13 protein-coding genes are annotated in these 19,150 nt (G+C 71.6%); 6 read left to right on the forward strand and 7 right to left on the reverse strand.

Features of this window, described 5'->3' with window-relative positions; genetic code table 11:
- Window position 1: 1 nt before the first annotated feature.
- The gene (locus tag QZL85_RS10925; RefSeq protein WP_295576677.1) at window positions 2-1,420 is read right to left on the reverse strand and encodes a serine/threonine-protein kinase; all 1,419 of its coding nucleotides are present in this window, start codon (window positions 1,418-1,420) and stop codon (window positions 2-4) included.
- A gap of 117 nt (window positions 1,421-1,537) precedes the next feature.
- Entirely contained in the window at window positions 1,538-3,070 is a 1,533-nt protein-coding gene (locus QZL85_RS10930; RefSeq protein ID WP_295576679.1) for a pitrilysin family protein, read from the reverse strand.
- Window positions 3,071-3,165: 95 nt separating this feature from the next.
- On the opposite strand from QZL85_RS10930, the gene QZL85_RS10935 reads away from it, so the two are divergent.
- The 5 genes from QZL85_RS10935 (at window position 3,166) to ligD (ending at window position 12,181) form a co-directional block, all read left to right on the forward strand.
- Complete coding sequence (locus QZL85_RS10935) at window positions 3,166-5,616, forward strand: ATP-dependent helicase (protein WP_295576682.1); 2,451 nt, start codon at window positions 3,166-3,168, stop codon at window positions 5,614-5,616.
- Window positions 5,617-5,733: 117 nt separating this feature from the next.
- Window positions 5,734-7,704, forward strand: a complete 1,971-nt coding sequence (locus QZL85_RS10940; protein WP_295576683.1) for a hypothetical protein — start codon at window positions 5,734-5,736, stop codon at window positions 7,702-7,704.
- Window positions 7,705-7,807: 103 nt separating this feature from the next.
- Entirely contained in the window at window positions 7,808-10,081 is a 2,274-nt protein-coding gene (locus tag QZL85_RS10945; RefSeq protein WP_295576684.1) for a carboxypeptidase regulatory-like domain-containing protein, read from the forward strand.
- Window positions 10,082-10,090: 9 nt separating this feature from the next.
- Window positions 10,091-11,089: an SseB family protein gene (locus QZL85_RS10950; RefSeq protein ID WP_295576685.1), complete on the forward strand. Its 999-nt coding sequence runs from the start codon at window positions 10,091-10,093 to the stop codon at window positions 11,087-11,089.
- 66 nt (window positions 11,090-11,155) lie between these two features.
- Window positions 11,156-12,181, forward strand: a complete 1,026-nt coding sequence (ligD, locus tag QZL85_RS10955; RefSeq protein ID WP_295576686.1) for a non-homologous end-joining DNA ligase — start codon at window positions 11,156-11,158, stop codon at window positions 12,179-12,181.
- Between the two features lie 3 nt (window positions 12,182-12,184).
- Here ligD and QZL85_RS10960 read toward each other — a convergent pair whose 3' ends face one another.
- From QZL85_RS10960 to QZL85_RS10975, 4 genes are all read right to left on the reverse strand, one after another.
- Window positions 12,185-13,375 (reverse strand): AI-2E family transporter, encoded by a 1,191-nt coding sequence (locus tag QZL85_RS10960; protein ID WP_295576687.1) that lies wholly within the window; start codon window positions 13,373-13,375, stop codon window positions 12,185-12,187.
- A 32-nt stretch (window positions 13,376-13,407) separates the two neighbouring features.
- Complete coding sequence (locus tag QZL85_RS10965) at window positions 13,408-14,718, reverse strand: threonine/serine exporter ThrE family protein (RefSeq protein WP_295576689.1); 1,311 nt, start codon at window positions 14,716-14,718, stop codon at window positions 13,408-13,410.
- Between the two features lie 194 nt (window positions 14,719-14,912).
- Window positions 14,913-15,953 carry an ATP-dependent DNA ligase gene (locus QZL85_RS10970; RefSeq protein WP_295576690.1) on the reverse strand — a complete coding sequence of 347 codons (1,041 nt, stop codon included), beginning with the start codon at window positions 15,951-15,953 and terminating at the stop codon, window positions 14,913-14,915.
- A 56-nt stretch (window positions 15,954-16,009) separates the two neighbouring features.
- Complete coding sequence (locus tag QZL85_RS10975; protein WP_295576691.1) at window positions 16,010-17,236, reverse strand: acyl-CoA dehydrogenase family protein; 1,227 nt, start codon at window positions 17,234-17,236, stop codon at window positions 16,010-16,012.
- 82 nt (window positions 17,237-17,318) lie between these two features.
- Between QZL85_RS10975 and QZL85_RS10980 the strand changes: the two genes are divergently transcribed.
- Window positions 17,319-18,470: a pyridoxal phosphate-dependent aminotransferase gene (locus QZL85_RS10980; protein ID WP_295576692.1), complete on the forward strand. Its 1,152-nt coding sequence runs from the start codon at window positions 17,319-17,321 to the stop codon at window positions 18,468-18,470.
- A 6-nt stretch (window positions 18,471-18,476) separates the two neighbouring features.
- Here QZL85_RS10980 and QZL85_RS10985 read toward each other — a convergent pair whose 3' ends face one another.
- On the reverse strand, window positions 18,477-19,145 hold the full coding sequence (locus QZL85_RS10985; protein ID WP_295576693.1) for a TetR/AcrR family transcriptional regulator: 669 nt from the start codon (window positions 19,143-19,145) through the stop codon (window positions 18,477-18,479).
- Between the last annotated feature and the right edge of the window lie 5 nt (window positions 19,146-19,150).

Consider the following 19,150-nt stretch of genomic DNA (forward strand, 5'->3'; position numbering starts at 1 on the left):
GTCAGCGACCCGGCTTGGCGGCCTTCTTCGCGGCCTTCTCCGCCTCGCGCTGCTGGGCGGCCTGCTGCTTCGCGGCCTCGCGGGCGGCCGCCTCGGCCGCCTTCTGCTCGTCGCGGGCGGCTTTCGCGGCGTCGCGCGCATCCTCCGCGGCGGCCTTCGCGGCCTCCTTCGCCGTCTTGTCGGGGGCGGACGGCGCGGTCTGCCGGACATCGCCGGCGGGGAGGATGGTCTCCGTCTCGTCGTCGGTGGCCGCCTCCTCCACGACCGACGTCGGGGAGGGAGTGGGGCCGACGACCGGCGCCACGCCGGACTGCAGCTGCATCCCGCCCATCCACATGCCGACCTGAATGCAGAGCAGAGCACCGGCCGCGGCGAGCGGGAGGAGCACTGCCGCACGCCGCGTGCGACGACGCGGGGCCACGTGCGACGCGTCGCCGGCCCCGCGGGCGTCGGCGACCGGAGTGGATGCGGGTGCCTGGTCGAGCTCGGCGGCGGGCGGCCACGCTGCGGGGAGCGCGAGCGGGACCGTCGGGGCCGGCTCGTCGTCCACTGCTGCCGCGGAGACCGGCGCGGGACCGATCGCGACCGGCAGTCCGGCGACGGCGTCGAGGACGGCAAGGGCCGTCGGTCGCTCAGCGGGGTCGGTCGCCGTCATGTCCTGCAGCAGAGCAGTCCATTCCGGTCCCATCCAGTCAGGGATCTCCGGCACCTCGATCAGCCGCGTCATGACGGCGCCGATCCCCGACGCGTGCGGGAACGCGCGGTGGCCGGTGAGGGCCTCGAGGAGCATGAGGCCGAGCGCGTAGATGTCGACCGGCGGTCCGGCGTGCTCGCCGCGCACCTGCTCCGGCGCGAGGTAGGCGGCGGTGCCGATGATGAGGCCCGGCGAGGTCAGCCTGGTCGAGTCGGCGAGATAGGCCACCCCGAAATCGGCGAGCTTGGCGCGGTGACGTCGTCCCGGCAGTGCCGTCGGGGCGAGGAGGACGTTGGAGGGCTTGATGTCGCGGTGCACGATCCCCGCGTCGTGCACGACGTGCAGGGCGGCGGCGATCTCGGCGGCGATGGCGGCCACCTCGACGGCGGGCATGGGGCCCGCGGCCAGCTCTTCCGCGAGGGAGGCCCCGTCGACGAACTCCATGACGAGGTACTCGGGCTTGCCGGGCACGATGCTCGCATCGAACAGCGTGACGAGCGATGGGTGGTTCAGGGATGCGAGCAGCGCCATCTCCATGCGCGCGCGCTCGGGAGTGGCGTGGGCGTCGGCATCCGCGCGCAGCATCTTGATCGCGACGGTGCGGCCGAGCTGGATGTCCTCCGCCCGGAAGACGCGCGCCATACCGCCTTGTCCGACGCACTCGCCGAGCTGATAGCGGCCGTCGAGCAGCGCCGCCGTCGACGTCTCCTCCAGCGACTGTGTCACGTCGATCCTCCCCGATACGCCCGACGGGCGCGACGCAGGCGACGTTACCGGGGCAGGATCAAAGCCACTTCCCGGTTGACATCCAGGCCGATTCCTGCAAGACGGGCGAGTCCCGGCTCATGCCGGCAGAGGTGTCTCCATGTCGACGCCGGCTTGCACATCGTCCGGGATCCGCGTCCCCAGCAGGTCGTGCAGCTTGGCGGCGCCGCGCCACTGATCCAGGTCGACGATCATGAAGTGCCCCTCGCGACCGACGAGGCACCAGTAGCGCTGTCCTTCGGAGTAGAGGGCGACCGGCATGCTGTCGAAGCGGACCTCCATGGTTCCCTCGCGGGAGGAGAACGTCACCCGCTCGAGGTCGACGAACAGGTCTGCGCCGCGCAGACCACGGAAGGTGCGACCGCTGAACACCTCGACCTCGTCCGGCATGACGTGGCGCACCCACTCCATGCGGGAGAGCGAGACGGCGAAGGGCGTCGGATCCTCCGCGGGCGGCATACCGAGCGCGGCGGTGACCTCATCGTCATCCGGAAGGGGAGTGTCGCCTGCGAACGTGATGAACCGTGTCGTCATCGCATCGGCGATGACGCGCTGCACGTCAGCGGCGGTGACCGCGTGCAGATCGGCGGCGGCGACGTCGTCGCGGCCCCGACGGCCCCGGAGAACGGCCCCTGCCAGCGCGTCCAGGTGCGAGGCCTGCACCAGCGGGTCCTCGTCGGCGGCATCCCACGATTCCAGCTGCTCGCGGATCGCGGACTCGTCCGGGCCCGCCTCGGCGAGCTCTCGGAGGAGCTCGATCGCGCCTGTCGCCGCCGACAGGGCGTCCTCGGCGCGGGGATCGAGTGCGTAGCCGACGAACGTGGCATCGGTGCTCAACGGCAGCGCGAAGCCGTTCACCGAGTACACGAGGTGCCGCTCGGTGCGCAGCCGCGTGAGCAGCGCGTCCTCGAGCAGGGTCCGGGCGATCGCGATGTGCGCCGCCTCGGTCGAACGGAGGACGAGCGAGAGGACGAGGGGGATCTCGCCGTTGGGGATCCATGCCTCGTGGCGGATCGGCTCGGGCACCGTCCGATCCGGGATGGGCCGCGCGGCGGGCAGGTCGAGGGTGAACCCGTCCGGGACGGGTCCCGTGAAGGTGAGCGCGGCGTTGCCTGCGTGCAGCCAGGTGTCCGCGAAGCCCAGCGCGTCGGCGCGCGTGTGGGAGCGGTGGGCGGGGCTTCCGAAGTCGAGCAGTCCGAGCGACTGATTGCCGAACCGGTCGATGAGGTTCCCGCGGCCGATGCGCTCGTCCCCTTCGCCGAGTTCGGCGGAGATGATGCGCCGCTGCTCGAGGACATCGTCGACCGTGATCTCGTGCAGCGACGAGATGGCGGCGCCGACCCGAGCGAGGAAGTCGCCCACCTGGGCAGGTGAGCCCTGTGCGAAGAACGCGATGACTTCGTCAGCGGTCGTCGCGTTGTGGGTCACGGTGACCTTGCCGACGCGCTTCATGATCAGGTGCTCGAGCAGGTGGGCGGTGCCTGCGGTGCGCGCGGTCTCGTCCCGCAGGCCGACGCCGAAGACGAGCGTCCCGGTGAAGGTGGTGGCGATGTCGGACACATAGGCGGGGACGCCGGAGACGTCGAGGACGCGAATGGCAGGCAAGGTCATGGATCCATCCTCGCGGAAGCGCGCCATCCGGTCGGCACCCCGCCGGCAGGACACGCCGACCCGGGGTCGGCGGTCGCGCCTAGACTTGAGGGGACATGAGTGACCCGATCAAACCAGTCATCGTCGGGGCAGCAAGCACCGGCGCGCGTGCCGACGACGACCTGCTGAAGGGCCTCAATCCGCCGCAGCGCGAGGCGGTCACCTCGCGTGGCCAGGCGCTGCTGATCGTCGCGGGTGCGGGGTCGGGGAAGACCCGCGTGCTCACGCATCGGATCGCGTCCCTCCTGCGCGGCCGGGAGGCGTGGCCCAGCCAGATCCTCGCGATCACGTTCACCAACAAGGCCGCGGGCGAGATGCGCGAGCGGGTGACGCAGCTCATCGGCGACAGCGCGCAGGGCATGTGGATCTCGACGTTCCACTCCGCGTGCGTGCGCATCCTGCGCCGCGAGGCGCAGCAGTTCGGGTTCACCAAGAGCTTCACGATCTACGACTCGGGCGACTCCCGCGCGCTCATCAAGCGGCTCGTCAAAGAGCATGAAGCGGATGCCTTCGGACTGACCCCGGCATCCGTCCAGGGGCGCATCTCGAAGCTGAAGAACGAGCTCGCGGATGCCGAGTCCTTCGCGCGCACCGCCACCATGTCCGACCCCGCCGAGCGCCTCTTCGCGGAGATCTTCGCGGACTACCAGCGCGCGCTGCAGAGGGCGAACGCGTTCGATTTCGACGACCTCATCGCCCAGACCGTCTACCTCTTCCGTGCCTTCCCGCACGTCGCCGACGTGTACCGGCGACGTTTCCGGCACATCCTCGTGGACGAGTACCAGGACACCAACCACGCGCAGTACGCCCTGATCCGCGAGCTCACCAGGCCCGTCGTCGGCAAGGCCGGCGACTCGTTCTCCAGCGGCGGCATGATGATCTTCGAGCCGGAGCAGGCACCGGAGATGGACGGCGCGTCGCTCACCGTCGTCGGCGACTCCGATCAGTCCATCTACGCGTTCCGCGGCGCGGACATCCGCAACATCACGGAGTTCGAGCGCGACTATCCGGGCGCCAAGGTCGTGCTCCTCGAGCAGAACTACCGCTCGACTCAGAACATCCTCTCCGCCGCGAACGCGGTCATCGGCAACAACTTCGACCGCAAGGACAAGAAGCTGTGGACCGATGTGGGCGCCGGCGAGCCGATCATCGGCTTCACCGGCTACTCGCAGCACGACGAGGCCCAGTTCGTGGCGGATGAGGTCGAGGCGATCCGGAAGGCCGGCGTCGACTACTCGCAGATGGCCGTCTTCTACCGCACGAACTCGCAGTCCCGCGCGCTGGAGGAGATCTTCATCCGGTCGGCGGTGCCGTACAAGATCATGGGCGGCACCAAGTTCTACGACCGAGCCGAGATCAAGGACGCGATGGCGTACCTCATCGCCGTCGCGAACCCGGCGGACGAGCTCGCGGTCCGCCGCATCCTGAACCGGCCCCGGCGTGGCATCGGTGACGTGACCGAGACCGCGATCGCCCGCTACGCCGCGGAGGAGGGCATCACCTTCCGCGACGCCCTCGCGAACGCCTCGGCACTCGGCGTGGGGCCCAAGATCCAGCAGGCCATCGCGCGCCTCGACGCCGTGCTCGCCGAGGCGGCGGAGATCATGCTCCCCTCCTCCGGCGAACTCGCACCGTCGACGTCGGTCGCCGAGGGCCTCTCGTTGCTGCTCAACAAGTCGGGCTACCTCGACGCGCTCCGGCAGAGCAAGGACCCGCAGGACGAGGCGCGCGTCGAGAACCTCGACGAGCTGGTCGCGGTGACCCGCGAGTTCGCGCGGAACAACCCGGAGGGGACGCTGCTGGACTTCCTCACGGAGGTCGCGCTGGTTTCGGATGCCGACGACCTCTCGGATGCCAGCGGCTCGGTCTCGCTCATGACGATGCACACCGCCAAGGGCCTGGAATACGACGCCGTCTTCGTCACGGGCGTCGAGGAAGACCTCATCCCGCACCGCATCTCCGCGGGCGAGCCGGGCGGGCCGCAGGAGGAGCGGCGCCTCTTCTACGTCGCGCTCACCCGGGCGCGCAAGCGCCTCTATCTGTCGCTCGCGATGACCCGTGCCCAGTTCGGCGAGGTCACCGTGGCGATGCCGAGCCGGTTCCTGCAGGAGATCCCGCACGAGCTCATCGACTGGCGTCAGTCGCCGGGCGACGTGAATTCCCGTGGCGGCATGCAATCGCGCGCGCTGAACGCGCGGCGCCAAGGAGGCGGATCGGGCGGTGGTTTCGGTGGTGGCGGAAACCGCTACGGCGACGACCTCGTGCCGCTGCCGCCGCGCGAACGCACCGGCTCGATCGAGAAGTTCGCGAACAGAATCCCTTCCAAGGTGCGCGACAACGGCGATCTCGAACTCGGCGCGGGCGACCGCATCCGGCATGACGACTTCGGCGAGGGGCGGGTCGACATGGTGACCGGCGAGGGCGCGAAACGTGTCGCACACGTGCGGTTCGACACCGCCGGACCGAAGAAGCTCCTCATCAAGATCGCACCCATCAGCAAGCTGTGAGCGGCCGTTCTCCCCGACCGGGAGTGGCGGCGAACATGAGAGCGCTCTAATCTTTTAGGGGTGCGCAGTGATGCGCGCGAGACGGCGACCCGAGCCGTCACGGAAAGGGAATCCCCCATGCGTTTCACCTCGCGCGCCCGGGCGCTCGCTGTCGGCATCTCTGCGGTCCTCGTCGCGGGGCTGTTGAGTGTCGCTTCACCGGCGCTCGCCGCGGGCAGCGGCAGCGGTTCGGTCTCCGGCACCGTGACCTTCCCGGCGGGGCTGCACGCGATCGACGGGTCGACGGCCGTCAACCTCTACACCGCGGATGGGACGGACCCCGTCGCGTCCGATGACGTCGAGCCGGACGGCACCTACCGCGTCATCGGCCTCCAGCCCGGCACGTACCGGCTGCAGGTCACCTCCGACATCCCGGCGATCGCTGACGAGTGGTGGCAGAGCGCCGTGGATTACGCGGATGCGACCGACATCGTCGTCCTGGGCACGGATGTCCCCGGCGTCGACATCACCCTCGACCGCGGAGCCACCGTTTCCGGGACGGTCGACGGGGGCTATGTCGCCTACGGTGAGGCCGTCGCCGTCGCCTACCGGAAGGACCGCGTCCGCGGCTGGGTCGCCGAGAGTTCCGGCCCGATCACCGCAGACGGCCTGTACACGATCCCGGGCCTGCGGGCCGGTACGTACACTCTGTCCTTCACCGACGTGGGTTGGCAGGAGTTCGACGAGGACGGCACCGAGTACTCGCAGTGGAAAGAGTGGTGGAACGACCAGCCCGGGATAGGCACGGCGAGTGAGTTCGACGTCTCGGTCGCCGACACTCTCACGGGCTACGACGCCGACCTGGACACCGTCGGCGACGCGTACAGCTGGCCCACGATCAGCGGAGTCGCACAGGTCGGCCAGACGCTGACGGCCGCCGCCGGCGTCTGGGCGCCCGGCACCGCACTGGAGTACCAGTGGTACGCCGATGACGAGCTCATCAGCGGCGCCGTGGGCACGAAGCTCGTCCTCACCCCGGCTCACCGCGGCCTGCGCATCGTCGTCGCCGTCTGGGGTCGCACCGGCCCGACCACCTGGGAGGTCAAGGACTCCGACCCGACGGACGAGGTGTCGACCAACGTTCTCACCGCGGCCACGCCGACCATCTCGGGGTCGCTCGCCTACGGTTCCATCGTCACCGCCAAGCCCGGCGTCTGGACCGCCGGCGCCACGCTCTCCTACCAGTGGTACGCCAACGGACGGGCGATCTCGGGTGCCACGGCCGCATCCTTCAAGCTCGGGACCGCGCAGAAGGGCGTCACGCTCGCCGTCAAGGTCACCGGCAAGAAGACCGGCTTCATCACCGCTTCACGGACCAGCACGACGACCGCGAAGGTCGCCACCGCGGGCACGCCCACCGTGACGGGCAGGGCCTCCGTCGGCTCCACGCTGACGGCGAAGCCCGGCACCTGGACGAGTGGAACCACGTTCAGCTACCGCTGGTACGCCGACGGGGTGGCGATCACGGACGCGACCCGCTCGACGTTCACGATCACGAAGTCCCAGATGGGCAAGGCGATCACCGTCAAGGTGGCCGGCCGCAAGTCCGGCTACGCGACGGTCGCCAAGGCCTCCGCGGCGACGCCGCGCGTGCCGCGGGTCGGCACGCCGACGATCGCCGGGCGCACCTACCAGACTCTGACCCTGACAGCGAATACCGGCACCTGGTCGTCCGGGACGAGCTTCAGCTACCAGTGGTACGCCGATGGCCGCGCACTGACGAACGCCACCAAGAGCACGCTCACCCTCAGCAACGGGCACATCGGCAAGCGGATCACGGTGAAGGTCACGGGGCGCAAGAGCGGCTACACGACGATCTCGAAGATCTCGGCAGCGACCGCGGTCGTGAAGAGCGGCACGTCGCGTCCCGCGTCGAAAGACAACTGCCCCAGCGCCTATCCCGTGAAGGGCAACCAGACGACGCGGCACACCACGGACTGGATCTACCATGTGCCCGGCGGGCGGTACTACGCCGTGACCGACCCCGAGCAGTGCTTCGTCACACCTCGCGCCGCGGAGCTCGCCGGATACCGCGCGTCGCGGGAGTAGCGCGCTCCCGGCACCTTGCCCCGGGGCGCGGGTCCCCGGTATAACAGCGCATACGTGCGCCGGGGGTTGGCGCGCGACGCCTCGCACACCGGAGTGCCGTGTCATGCCGTCGTACCTACGTGCCCTTATCCGCCTTCTCGCGGTCGCCACGCTGCTCGTGCTCGCGGGCACATCGGCGGCCGCCGCGGCACCCGCCGATGCCGCACTGACCGGCACGGTCACCCGTGGTGACACGGGAGCGCCGGTGGCGGGCGCGGAGGTGCTCCTCATCGGCGACGAGGTGTTCCTCGTGGCCGTCACGGATGCCGACGGACGCTACGCGATCCCCGAGGCGCCGGCCGGCGACTACCGTGTGCGCTTCGTGCCGCCGCCCGGCTCCGATCTCACCTTCGTCTTCTGGGACGGGGCGGCGACGTTCGACGACGCCGACATCCTGACCCTCCCGGACGGGGAGGCGCGAACGGGTGTCGACGGCGTCCTCCCGCTCGGCGGCACGATCTCCGGCACGGTCACGCGGGCCGCGGACGGGACGGCCGTGCCCGATGTCACGGTCTGGGTGGACGGCGACGGCGGTTCCACGTCGGTCGTGACGGATGCCGCCGGGCGCTACACCGCGGTCGGACTGGGCGTGGGCGAGTACCTGATCGAGTTCGCGCCGCCGATCATCGACGACCAGCCGCCCGAGCTCGCCCCCGAGTACTACGACGACGCGCGGTCCCCCGACGCCGCGACACGGGTGCCCGTCGCGCCGGGTGGTGCGGCCGTGGGGATCGATGCGGCGCTGGAGGCGACCGGCGCGATCAGCGGCACCGTCACACGCTCCGACACGGGTGCGCCCGTCGCAGGTGTCCTCGTCAGCGCCGAGACCACCGCGCACACGAGCAGCATCTCCGCGGTGACCGCCGCCGACGGCGGCTACACGATCGCCGGCGTCGGTCCGGGCACGCACTTCGTCGCCTTCGGTGCCCCCGACGACGACGGCCTGCTCGACCAGTTCTGGCCCGGCGTGTCCGACTTCGCCGACGCCGAGCCGGTGACCGTCGCTCCCGGAACCACGACGCCGGGAATCGACGCCGTGCTGGAGGCGGCCGGTTCGATCTCGGGATCCGTGCGCTTCGACGGCTATCCCTGGACGGACGGCGGCACTGTCCTCCTCACCGAGACCGGGGCCGGCGAGCCGACGGCATCCACCGCCATCGGTGACGACGGGACGTACCGGATCGGGAAGGTCCCCGCCGGCACCTACACGCTGCAGGTGCGCCCGCGCGCCACGGCGGCCCGCGTCGCGCTGCAGTACTACGCGGGCGCGGCCGGCCCCAAGGGGGCGACGCCGCTCGTCGTCACCGGGGGTGACGAGGTGACGGGGATCGATGTCGCTCTCGCGGCAGGGGTCGACATCGCCGGACGCGTCGCGGCGGCGGTGGGCGAGCTGACCGAGCCCGCGCAGATCCGCGCGCTCCGCTGGGACGGGACCGAATGGGAGGAGATCGCCCGTGCGACCGCGTGGGCGGAGTACTCGTTCGCCCACCCGCCCGGCGATGTGGAGGGGTTCTACCTCCCGACCGGCACCTACCTCCTCGCCTTCGCCGCCGAGGGGATGTGCCCCCTCTACTGGGACGGCGCCCGAACCCCGGAGGCCGCCGACCGGCTCGTCCTGGAGGACGGCCGGTCCGCCGACGGCATCGACGCCGTCCTCGCAGCGACGTGCGAGGAACCGGTCATCGTTCCCGGGGACCCCGCCGTCGCCGGACTGCCGCGCGTGGGCGAGACGCTGACCGCGGATCCCGGGACATGGCTGCCCGCCGACGTCACCCTGCGGTACCAGTGGCTGCGGGACGGCAAACCGCTGAAGGGCGCCACCGACCCGACGCTGACACTCACGCCCGCGCACAAGAACCACCTCGTCTCCGTGCGGGTCACGGGGTCGCGGGACGGTTTGCCGGATGCGGCGGCGGAGAGCGCGCCGGTCGGCCCCGTCACGCGCGCACCCGAGGTGAGCCTCTCGGCGCGGAGCATCCAGCGCGGCGCCCTCCTCACCGTCTCGGGGACGGGATTCGCTCCCGCCGAGGAGGTCGTCATCGAGCTGCACTCGACGCCCGTCGAGCTCGCCCGGACGGAAGCGGACGCGGCCGGCTCGCTGCGGATGCGGGTGCGGATCCCGGAGGCTGCGGCATTCGGTCCCCACGAGATCGTCGTCACGGGCCCGCAGTCCACCGCGCGGCTCGCGGTGCGCGTCGTCGCGGGCGGGCTCGCCGCGACCGGCGGCACCGTCCCGACGTCTCTCGCGGCCGCGGGTGCGATCGCCGCGGCCGCGGGGGTGCTGCTGACCCTGTGGGCACGCGGCCGGCGCCGGGGGAGTCGGGCCCCGGCGGGTTAGGCTCGCAGGATGGCCCTCTTCTCCCGCCGCCCGAAGCCAGACGAGACACCGGCTCCCGAGCCGGCGGCCGCGCCGGACGCACCGGATGCCGAGGCGTCGCCGACGCTCGTCCTCCCCGAGGAGATCATCCCCGAGGTCGGCATCTCGTTCTCCACGTTCGGGCAGGCCGCGAGTGCGCGTGCTGTGCTCCGTCCGGCGGCCGAAGCGCCGCCGCGCAGCGAGACCGTCCCGGGGATGCCCGACAACGTCGTGCTGCGCGCCGCGCTCGACGCGCTCCCGGAGAAGCCCGAGAACCTCGACGTCATGGACGTCATGCGACAGACGCTGCAGGGCCACCTGTACCTGCGCGTGCGCGGCGATGCCCGGATGCTCGTCGCGGAGGGCAAGCCGCTCTCACCCGCCGTCTCCACGATCGAGGACAAGCGGTTCCTCCTCGCGTACACCGGCGGGGATCCGCTGCAGGCCGCCGTCCGCGCCGACGGCGACAGCGGCACCTCCGCGCTCGGACAGCCCGTGGGTGTCGTCCTCGCCAACGCTCTCGCGGGCGACTACTCCGGGATCATCCTCGATCACGCGACCCCCACGGGCCGGATCGCGCTGCCGATCGAGCTCATCCGCAAGGCCGTGGAAGAAGGCGATCCCGAGCTGACGGTCAAGAACCTCCTCTGCCGCCCCCGCGACCAGAAGACCGCCGTCGACATCGCCGGCGCTCTCGCGCGCGTCAAGCTCTGGGTCGCGGCGGGGCCCGCCGACGAGAACGGCCGCTTCGGCCTGGCCGAAGCCCGGACGGCGGAGGGAGCGCGGACACTCGAGGTGTTCTCGCACCCGCTCGAGGTCATCGCCATGCGCCGCGGCGACCGGCCGCTGCCGCTGACCGGTGCCCAGCTGCGCGCCGCTCTCGCGAGCGACTCCGCGATCTCGGGCGTCGTCGTCGACCCGGCGGGGCCGTGGATCAGACTCGACCGCGAGCCGCTGCTCGCGGGACTCGCCGCCGGCGCCCCCGACTGACCGGGCTCGCGACGTCCCATCGGAGGTCCTCGACCAGCGTCGAGCCCTCCGCCTAGGGTGGGTCGCATGGCGACTGAACGGACGACGCTGACCGTGCCGGGACCGGACGGTCCCCGGGACGTGTCGGTCTCCAGCCCGAACCGGGTCCTCTGGCCCGAGCTCGGCATCACCAAGCAGGAGCTCGCGGAGTACGTCGTCGCCGTCGCGGACCCGTTCCTGCGCGCCAACGGGCACCGCCCGGTGTCGCTGGAACGCTTCCCGGAGGGCGTGGACGGGGAGAGCTTCTTCTCCAAGAACCCGCCGAAGGGCGCGCCCGACTTCGTCCGGGACGTGATGTGCACCTACAACAGCGGCCGCCGCCACCCGCAGGTCGTCCTCGACAGCGCCGCGGCGATCGTCTGGGCCGTGCAGATGAACACGATCGTGTTCCACCCGTGGGCCTCGCTGGCAGCCGACACCGACAATCCGGTGGAGCTGCGCATCGACCTCGACCCGCAGCCCGGCACGGACTTCGCCGACGCCGCGGCCGTCGCCCCCGCATTGCGCGACGTCCTGCGCGAGGCGGGTCTCGAGGCGTGGCTGAAGACGAGCGGGAACCGCGGCATCCACGTCTTCTGTCCGATCGAGCCGACCCACGAGTTCCTCGACGTCCGGCATGCCGTCATCGCGGCGGGGCGCGAACTCGCGCGTCGTATGCCGGACCGCGTGACGATGGACTGGTGGAAGGAGGAGCGCGGTCAGCGCATCTTCATCGACTTCAACCAGGCCAACCGCGACCGGACCATGGCCGGTGCCTACAGCCCGCGCGCCCTGCCGTCCGCCACCGTCGCGACGCCCATCACCTGGGACGAGCTCGAGGCGGGGGTCGACCCGGCGGCGTTCACGGTGCGGACCGTCCCACAGCGCCTCGCGGATCTCGGCGACCCGTGGGCGGATCTGCAGGCCGCACCCGGCCGCATCGACACGCTGCTGGGGTGGTGGCAGCGCGACCTCGACGCGGGTCTGGGCGAGCTGCCGTTCCCGCCGGAGTTCCCGAAGATGCCCGGTGAGCCGCCTCGCGTGCAGCCGAGCCGCGCCCGGAGCACGGACTGAGGTTCAGGCTGCCGGAGACGTCACGGGCGCCTCGGTGAGGACATCCTCGCGGTGCTTCGGTCGCGCCCACCGCGCCGGCGTGTGCGGACCGTCCCACACCTGGATGGCGCCCCACACGACCGCGGTGATGGGCACGGCGAGCACGGCGCCCACGATGCCGGAGAGCACCGCGCCGACCGTCAGGGCGACGAGGACGACGAAGGCGTGCAGCTTCATCGACCGGCCCATCAGCACCGGCTGCAGGAAGTTCCCCTCCAGCTGGTTCACGAGGACCACGACGCCGACGACGATGAGCGCGACCACCCAGCCGTTCGCGACGAGCGCGACGAGGGCGGCGAGGATGCCGGCGACCGTCGCGCCGACGATGGGGATGAACGCGAGCAGGAACACCAGGACGGCGAGCGGGATGGCGAGCGGGACCTGGAGGATGAGAAGACCGATCAGGATGCCGATGGCGTCCACGGCGGCGACGGTCGCCGTCCCTCGCACATACGAACCCAGTGTCGCGACGGTCTTGTCGCCGATCCGCACCGCGCGCTGGTAGTCCTCGCCGCGGAAGGGTCGCAGCAGGAACGCCCACATCTGCGGGCCGTCCTTGAGGAAGAAGAAGAGCATCGTCACCATCAGGACGAGACCCGTCACGAAGTTGGCGACCGCGCCGACCCCGGCGAGGGCCCCGGAGCCGAACTGGGCGCTCGTGACGAAGTCGGTGAGGGCCCCGATCCACTCGTCGATCTGCGCCTGGTCGATGTCGATCGGGAGGGTCTCGGTCCAGGCGAGCAGATCCTGGAAGCCCTGCTGCGCCTGCGAGTACAGCTCATCCCACTGATCGCGGACCGCCCACGCGATGAGCCAGGACAGGGCGCCGAGGATGGCCGTGATCGTGACGAGCGTCAGCAGGGTCGCGACGACCGACGGGATGCCGCGCCGCCGCATCCAGGACATGACCGGTTCGAACGCGGACGCGAGGATGAGCGCGATGACGAGCGGGATCGTGACGACCGTCACCTGCTGGATGCCCCAGATCGCGGCCGCGGTGATCGCGATCACGATCATGACCTGCAGGGCGCGGATGGCGGTGCCGCCGAGACCGTCGGCCCACAGGCTCCACGGTCGTCCCGATGCGTCGATGCGCAGCGGCTTGCCGGCGGTGTCGAGCCGGACGGTCTTCGGGGCGGAGCTGAACGGTCCCATGCCTCGACGCTAGACGACGCGGCGACGGATGGTCATCCTTGACGCCGCGACCATTCGCGTTCGGTGAGCACGCGCGAGACCGTCAGGCCGATGGCGAGCGCGACGACGACGAAGACCGCCTGCACGCCGTTCTGGATCGCGGCGACCGTGTCGCCGTCGATCACGCCCGCGATCGAGCGGTATGCCGCGGCGCCCGGCACCATGATCAGCACCGCCGGCACCGTCAGGGTCACGCGCGCGGCGCGCATCCGACCGGAGACGACGAACGCGCCGAGACCGACGGCGACGGCTGCCGCCGCGGCGGCGACGGCGGGCATGGTGCCCGCGTCCACGAGGGCGAGCCGTCCCACGTTGGCGAGCGCGCCGAGGGTCGCGGCGACGAGCGCGATCGTCCAGGGGGTGGCGAACAGCACGGCGAAGCCGAGCACGCCGATGAAGCCCGCGACGAGCCGGACGAGCGAGAGGACCGGTTCGTCGAACGCGGGGGAGGCGGTCTGCGACACCGAGACGCCGACGACGGCGGCCGTCCCCCAGACCGCGGTTCCGGTGGCGAGCAGGACCAGGCACGCGTAGACGACGCGGGCGATCCCGGCGTTGAGGTCGAGGCGGGCGAGATCCAGTGCGCCCGTCACGAGGGCGAAGCCGGGCACGAGGTAGAGGACGGCGCTCGTGAGGGCGGCGTCGTGCTGCCCTCCCGGTACGCCGGCGAGGTCGAGCAGCCCGGCCGCGCCGAGGTAGACGACGAGGGCGACGAGGGCGGAGGTGAAGACGAGCAGGAACTCGTTGACGTGGATCCGGCCGAGCAGCATCCGCACCCACTGGCCGAGCCCCGCCGCGATCCCGACCGCCAGGCATTCCTGCCAGCCGCCGTTGTTGAGGAGCGCGAACGCCGCGCAGGCGAGCGCCGCGGCGAGGATCTTGACCGGGTCGGCGATGCGGCGCGCCCGCGCCTCCACGGCGTCGAGGCGCTCTTGGAGCGAGGCCGCCGTGGTCTCCGGGCCGAGGTCGTTCGTCAGACGCTTGAGATGCGTCAGGCGATCGGCGTCGACGGCCGGCCGGCCGATCTCGGCCACCCGCGTGCGGAACATCTGCCCGCGGCTCGTCGTGGCGACGAGATCGGTCATCCCGATGCGGGTGTGCAGCTGGGAGATGCCGACGGCCTCGGCGGCGCGGTGCATGCTGTCGCGCACGCGGGCGGCGGACGCGCCGGCGCCGAGCATCATCGAACCGAGCCGCACGACGGCATCCGTCCGGGCGATGAACTGCACCGGTTCGAGGCGCAGCTCCGCCGTGTGCGTCGACTCGCCGGAGGGGTCTGCGGAGGGTGCGGACACGTCGGTCATGACTTGATCCTGGCACCCTCGGACACCCCGCGCGAAAGCGCGTTATTCACGGCCCGTCGGTCGCCTTCGCCCGCCGGGGCGTGCGTAAGGTCGTGGGCACAGGACGAACAGCGGCAGCTGATCGGACGCAGATTTCGGGCCCGCACGACGAGCCGCCGGATCCCGGCGCCGGTGCGGGCCCGTTCTGCGTGACGTCAGTCCAGCACGTCGCCGAGGTCGTAGGCAGACACCGTCTCCAGCTGGTCGAACGTGCACGACCGCGGGTCGCGGTCGGGACGCCAGCGCTCGAACTGCACGGTGTGGCGGAAGCGCTCGCCCTCGAGCTGGTCGTAGCGCACCTCGAGGACGAGCTCGGGCCGCAGCCGCACGAACGAGACGTCCTTCGCGCCGCTGAACCGCGACCGGTCGGTCTCGCCCGTGACGGCGCCCCCGTCCTCGTCGCGTTCGACGAGCGGCGCGAGTTCGTCGATGAGCTCGCGGCGCCGGGCATCGCTCCACGCGGCGACCCCGCCGACGTTCCGCAGCCTGCCCTCCGCGTCGTGCAGCCCGACCAGCAGCGAGCCGACGCCCTCCCCGCTCTTGTGGATGCGATACCCGAGCGCGACGACATCGGCGGTGCGGGCGTGCTTGATCTTGAACATCGTGCGCTTGCCGGGGGCGTACGGCTGGGCCAGCGGCTTGGCGACGACGCCGTCCAGGCCGGCGCCCTCGAACTCGGCGAGCCAGCGACGGGCGAGGTCGGGGTCGCGGGTGGTGCGGGTGAGGTGCAGCGGATGCGGGACGTCGCCGAGGAGCTCCTCCAGTTCCGCGCGCCGTGTCTCGAACGGCTCGGACTGCAGATTCCGATCGCCGCGCGCGAGCAGGTCGAAGGCGACGAACATCGCCGGGTGCGTCTCGCTCAGCATCTTCACGCGCGACGCGGCCGGGTGGATCCGCTGCGAGAGGATCTCCCACTGGAGGCGCTGCGCGCCGGTCGCGCCGTCCGCGACGACGATCTCCCCGTCCAGCAGGCACGGCTCCGGAAGCAGCCGCGCGCACGCGTCGACGAGCTCGGGGAAGTAGCGGGTCAGCGGCTTCGCGCCGCGGGAGCCCAGTTCGACGGTCGTGCCGTCCCACGCGATGAGGGCGCGGAACCCGTCCCACTTCGGCTCGTACGACAGCCCGCCGGCGGTCCTGCCGGGGTCCGGGATCTCCGGGACGGACTTCGCGAGCATCGGTGCGGGGATCTCGTACATGCGACCATCACACCGGGCGCCGCCGACATGCGCAATGCGCGGTCGGTGCCCGGGGGTCAGGCGAAGGCCGACATCCCCGTGATGTCACGGCCGATGAGCAGCGCCTGCACCGACTCCGTGCCCTCGTAAGTGTGGATGGCCTCGATGTCGGCCATGTGCTGCATGACGCCGTTCTCCAGCAGGATGCCGTTGCCGCCGAGCAGGTCGCGCGCCACCGACGCGATCCGCCGGGCCGCCCGCGTGTTGTGGTACTTCGCGAGCGACGCCTGCGTGGGCCGGAGGCCGCCGGACTGCTCGAGGTCGGCGAGGTGCCGGCAGTACAGCTGCATCGCCGTGAGCTCCTCGAGCATCTGCGCGAGCCGCTCCTGCACCATCTGGAACCTCGCGAGCGGTCTGCCGAACTGCGTGCGCTGCTGCGCGTACTGCAGCGCCGCCTCGTAGCAGGCCGTCGCGTGGCCGAGCGCCGACCAGGCGACGCCCGAACGAGTCGAGTAGAGGACGGTCGAGGCGTCCTTGAAGCTCTTCGCGCCCGGCAGGACGGCGTCCAGGCCGACCCGGACGTCGTCCAGCGCGATATGGGCCTGGTGGATGCCGCGCAGCGATGCCTTACCTGTGATCACGGTGCCGGTGTAGCCCGGCGTCGACTGCTCCACGAGGAAGCAGCGCACGGCCCCGTGCGCGTCGCCGCCCTCATCGTCGATGCGCGCCCACACGAAGGTGACGCCGCCGGAGGCGCCGTTGCCGATCCACTTCTTCGTGCCCCGGATGACCCACCCGTCGCCGTCGCGGCGGGCGACGGTCTCGAGGGAGACCGAGTCCGAGCCGTGATCGGGCTCGGTCAGGGCGAACGCGGCGGGGAGCGCGGCGCGGGCGATGGGTTCGAGCCACGCGTCCTGCTGCTCCGCGCTTCCGAAGAGGGCGAGGGTGCGCAGCGCGAGTCCGCCCTGCACGGCGACGACGGTGCCGAGCGATCCGTCGCCGCGGGAGATCTCCATGTTGACCAGGCCGGCCGCGAGCGGCGAGAAGTGCGTGAGCCGCGGGTGCTCGATGCCGTCGTTGAGGAGATCGAGCTCGCCCATCCGCTCGGCGAGGTCGAGGGGATACTCGGCGCGGTCCCACGCCTCCTGCATCCGATCGCCGACCTCGTCGATGAAGTCCTGGGCCCGCTGCCACACGGCCCGATCCGCCTCGGGGGTGTCGGCGAAGACGGCGTAGTAGTCCGTGCCGAGCCGCCCCGTCACGTCGTAGGAGGAGACGGCTTCGCCGGGCAGTGCGCTGGTCATGCGCCCAGCTTATCCGATGCGGTACTCAGTGTCGGACGAACTGAGACTTAGTGCCATCGCTGCGCAGCCGTACGCTGGAGCGGTGCCAGCGCTCAGTCCTCACGTCCTCGCGGTCCCGGCCAGCGGCATCCGTCGCATCTTCGAGGTCGCCCTCGCCCTCGACGACGTGACGCTGCTCGCGGTCGGCGAGCCCGACGTGCCGGTCGCCCCGCACACCCTCGCCGCCGCGGCGGCGGCCTGGACCGCCGACGAGACCGGGTACACCGCCAACGCCGGCATGCCGGAGCTGCGTCGTGCCTTCGCGGACCGGTTCGCCGCGGACCACGGAGCCCTGCTCGAGGCCGAGCGCGTGTGCGTCACCGTCGGCGGCACGCAGGCGCTGCACCAGGCGCTCGGACTGATCCTCGGTCCGGGTGACGAGGTCCTCATCCCCGATCCGGGCTACTCGACGTTCTCGATGAGTCCGCGGATGCTGTCCGCCGTCCCCGTCCCGTACGCGCTGCGCGAGGAGGCGGCGTTCCTGCCGGAGGTGGAGCGGCTCGAGCCGCTCGTCACGGAGCGCACGCGCGCGATCATCGTGAACTCGCCGTCGAACCCCCTCGGGACGGTGCTGGACGAGCCGCGCGCCCGCGCACTCCTGGAGTTCGCCCGACGCCACGACCTGTGGGTCATCAGCGACGAGGTGTACTCCGAGCTGACGTTCGACGCCCCGCACGTCAGCCTCGTCGCCCTCGACACGGCCGAGACGGGAGGGGAGCGCGTGCTCGGCGTCTTCTCGACCTCGAAGACCTACGCGATGACCGGCGCGCGCGTCGGCTTCCTCGTGGCTCCGGCCGAGTGGGCGCCGCACCTGCGCACTGTGCAGGAGGCGATGATCTCGTGCGTCGACGCCCCGGCGCAGCGGGCGGCGATCGCCGCGCTGCGCGGCGAGCAGGACCACGTCGCGGCCGCGCGCGAGCACTACCGCGCGAACCTCGCCGCGGCCACGGCGCTGCTCGAGGAGCGCGGGATCGCCTTCCTGCGGCCCGCCGGAGCGCTCTACCTCTGGATCGACATGCGCCACGCCACGGGCGGCGACGTCGCACGCTGGGCGGAGGCGTTCCTCCGCGAGAGCCTCGTGGCCGTCGCTCCGGGATCCGCGTTCGGCGCGTCCGGCGAAGGCTGGATCCGCGTCTGCGTCGCGGCGTCCCGCGCCGACCTCCTGCACGGGCTGGCACTGCTGCCCGCGCCGTGAGGCCCGTCAGTCCAGCTCGGCGGTGAGCCGTCGAGTGACCTCGGCCCTCGGCATCCGCCGGGGGAAGGTCGCGACGACGAGGTCGTCGTCTGCCGGGTCGGTCCCGTCCGGGTGGACGCCGAAGCGGTGCAGCACGACGTCGTAGGCATCCGTCAGCACGGAGACCGGGACGCGCTTCCCGCCCCGCAGGAGCCGGCGCAGGACGTGGTTGTGCACGGCGGTGACGGCGGCGGCGAACGCAACCGAGTCGAGCGGGTCGAGGCCGGGCAGGGCGGAGCGGAGATACTCGTCGAAGAGCCGCTCGTACTGGAACACCGTGACGATCTCGCGATCGCGCAGCGCCGGCACCTCCCGGACGACGGCGTACCGCCGGCGGGCGAGCTCGGGATCGGCGGCGAAGTGGCGGAACACCTGCACGGACGCGTCGCAGACGGCGGCCCAGGGGCTCTCATGCGTCTCGGCGAGGTACTCCCGCAGCCGCTCGAGCAGGAGGTCGTGGTCGGAGAAGACGACGTCGTCCTTGCCGCCGAACTGGCGGAAGAAGGTGGAGCGGGAGACCCCCGCCGCGTGCGCGATCTGCTCCACCGAGGTGGCTTCGAAACCCTGCGCCGCGAAGAGGTCGAGCGCTGCGGCGACGACGCTGTCGCGGGCGGTGCTGCGGGCCGGTTCGGTCATGGTGG

The sequence above is a fragment of the uncultured Microbacterium sp. genome (genome assembly GCF_900078385.1).
Classification (GTDB): domain Bacteria; phylum Actinomycetota; class Actinomycetes; order Actinomycetales; family Microbacteriaceae; genus Microbacterium.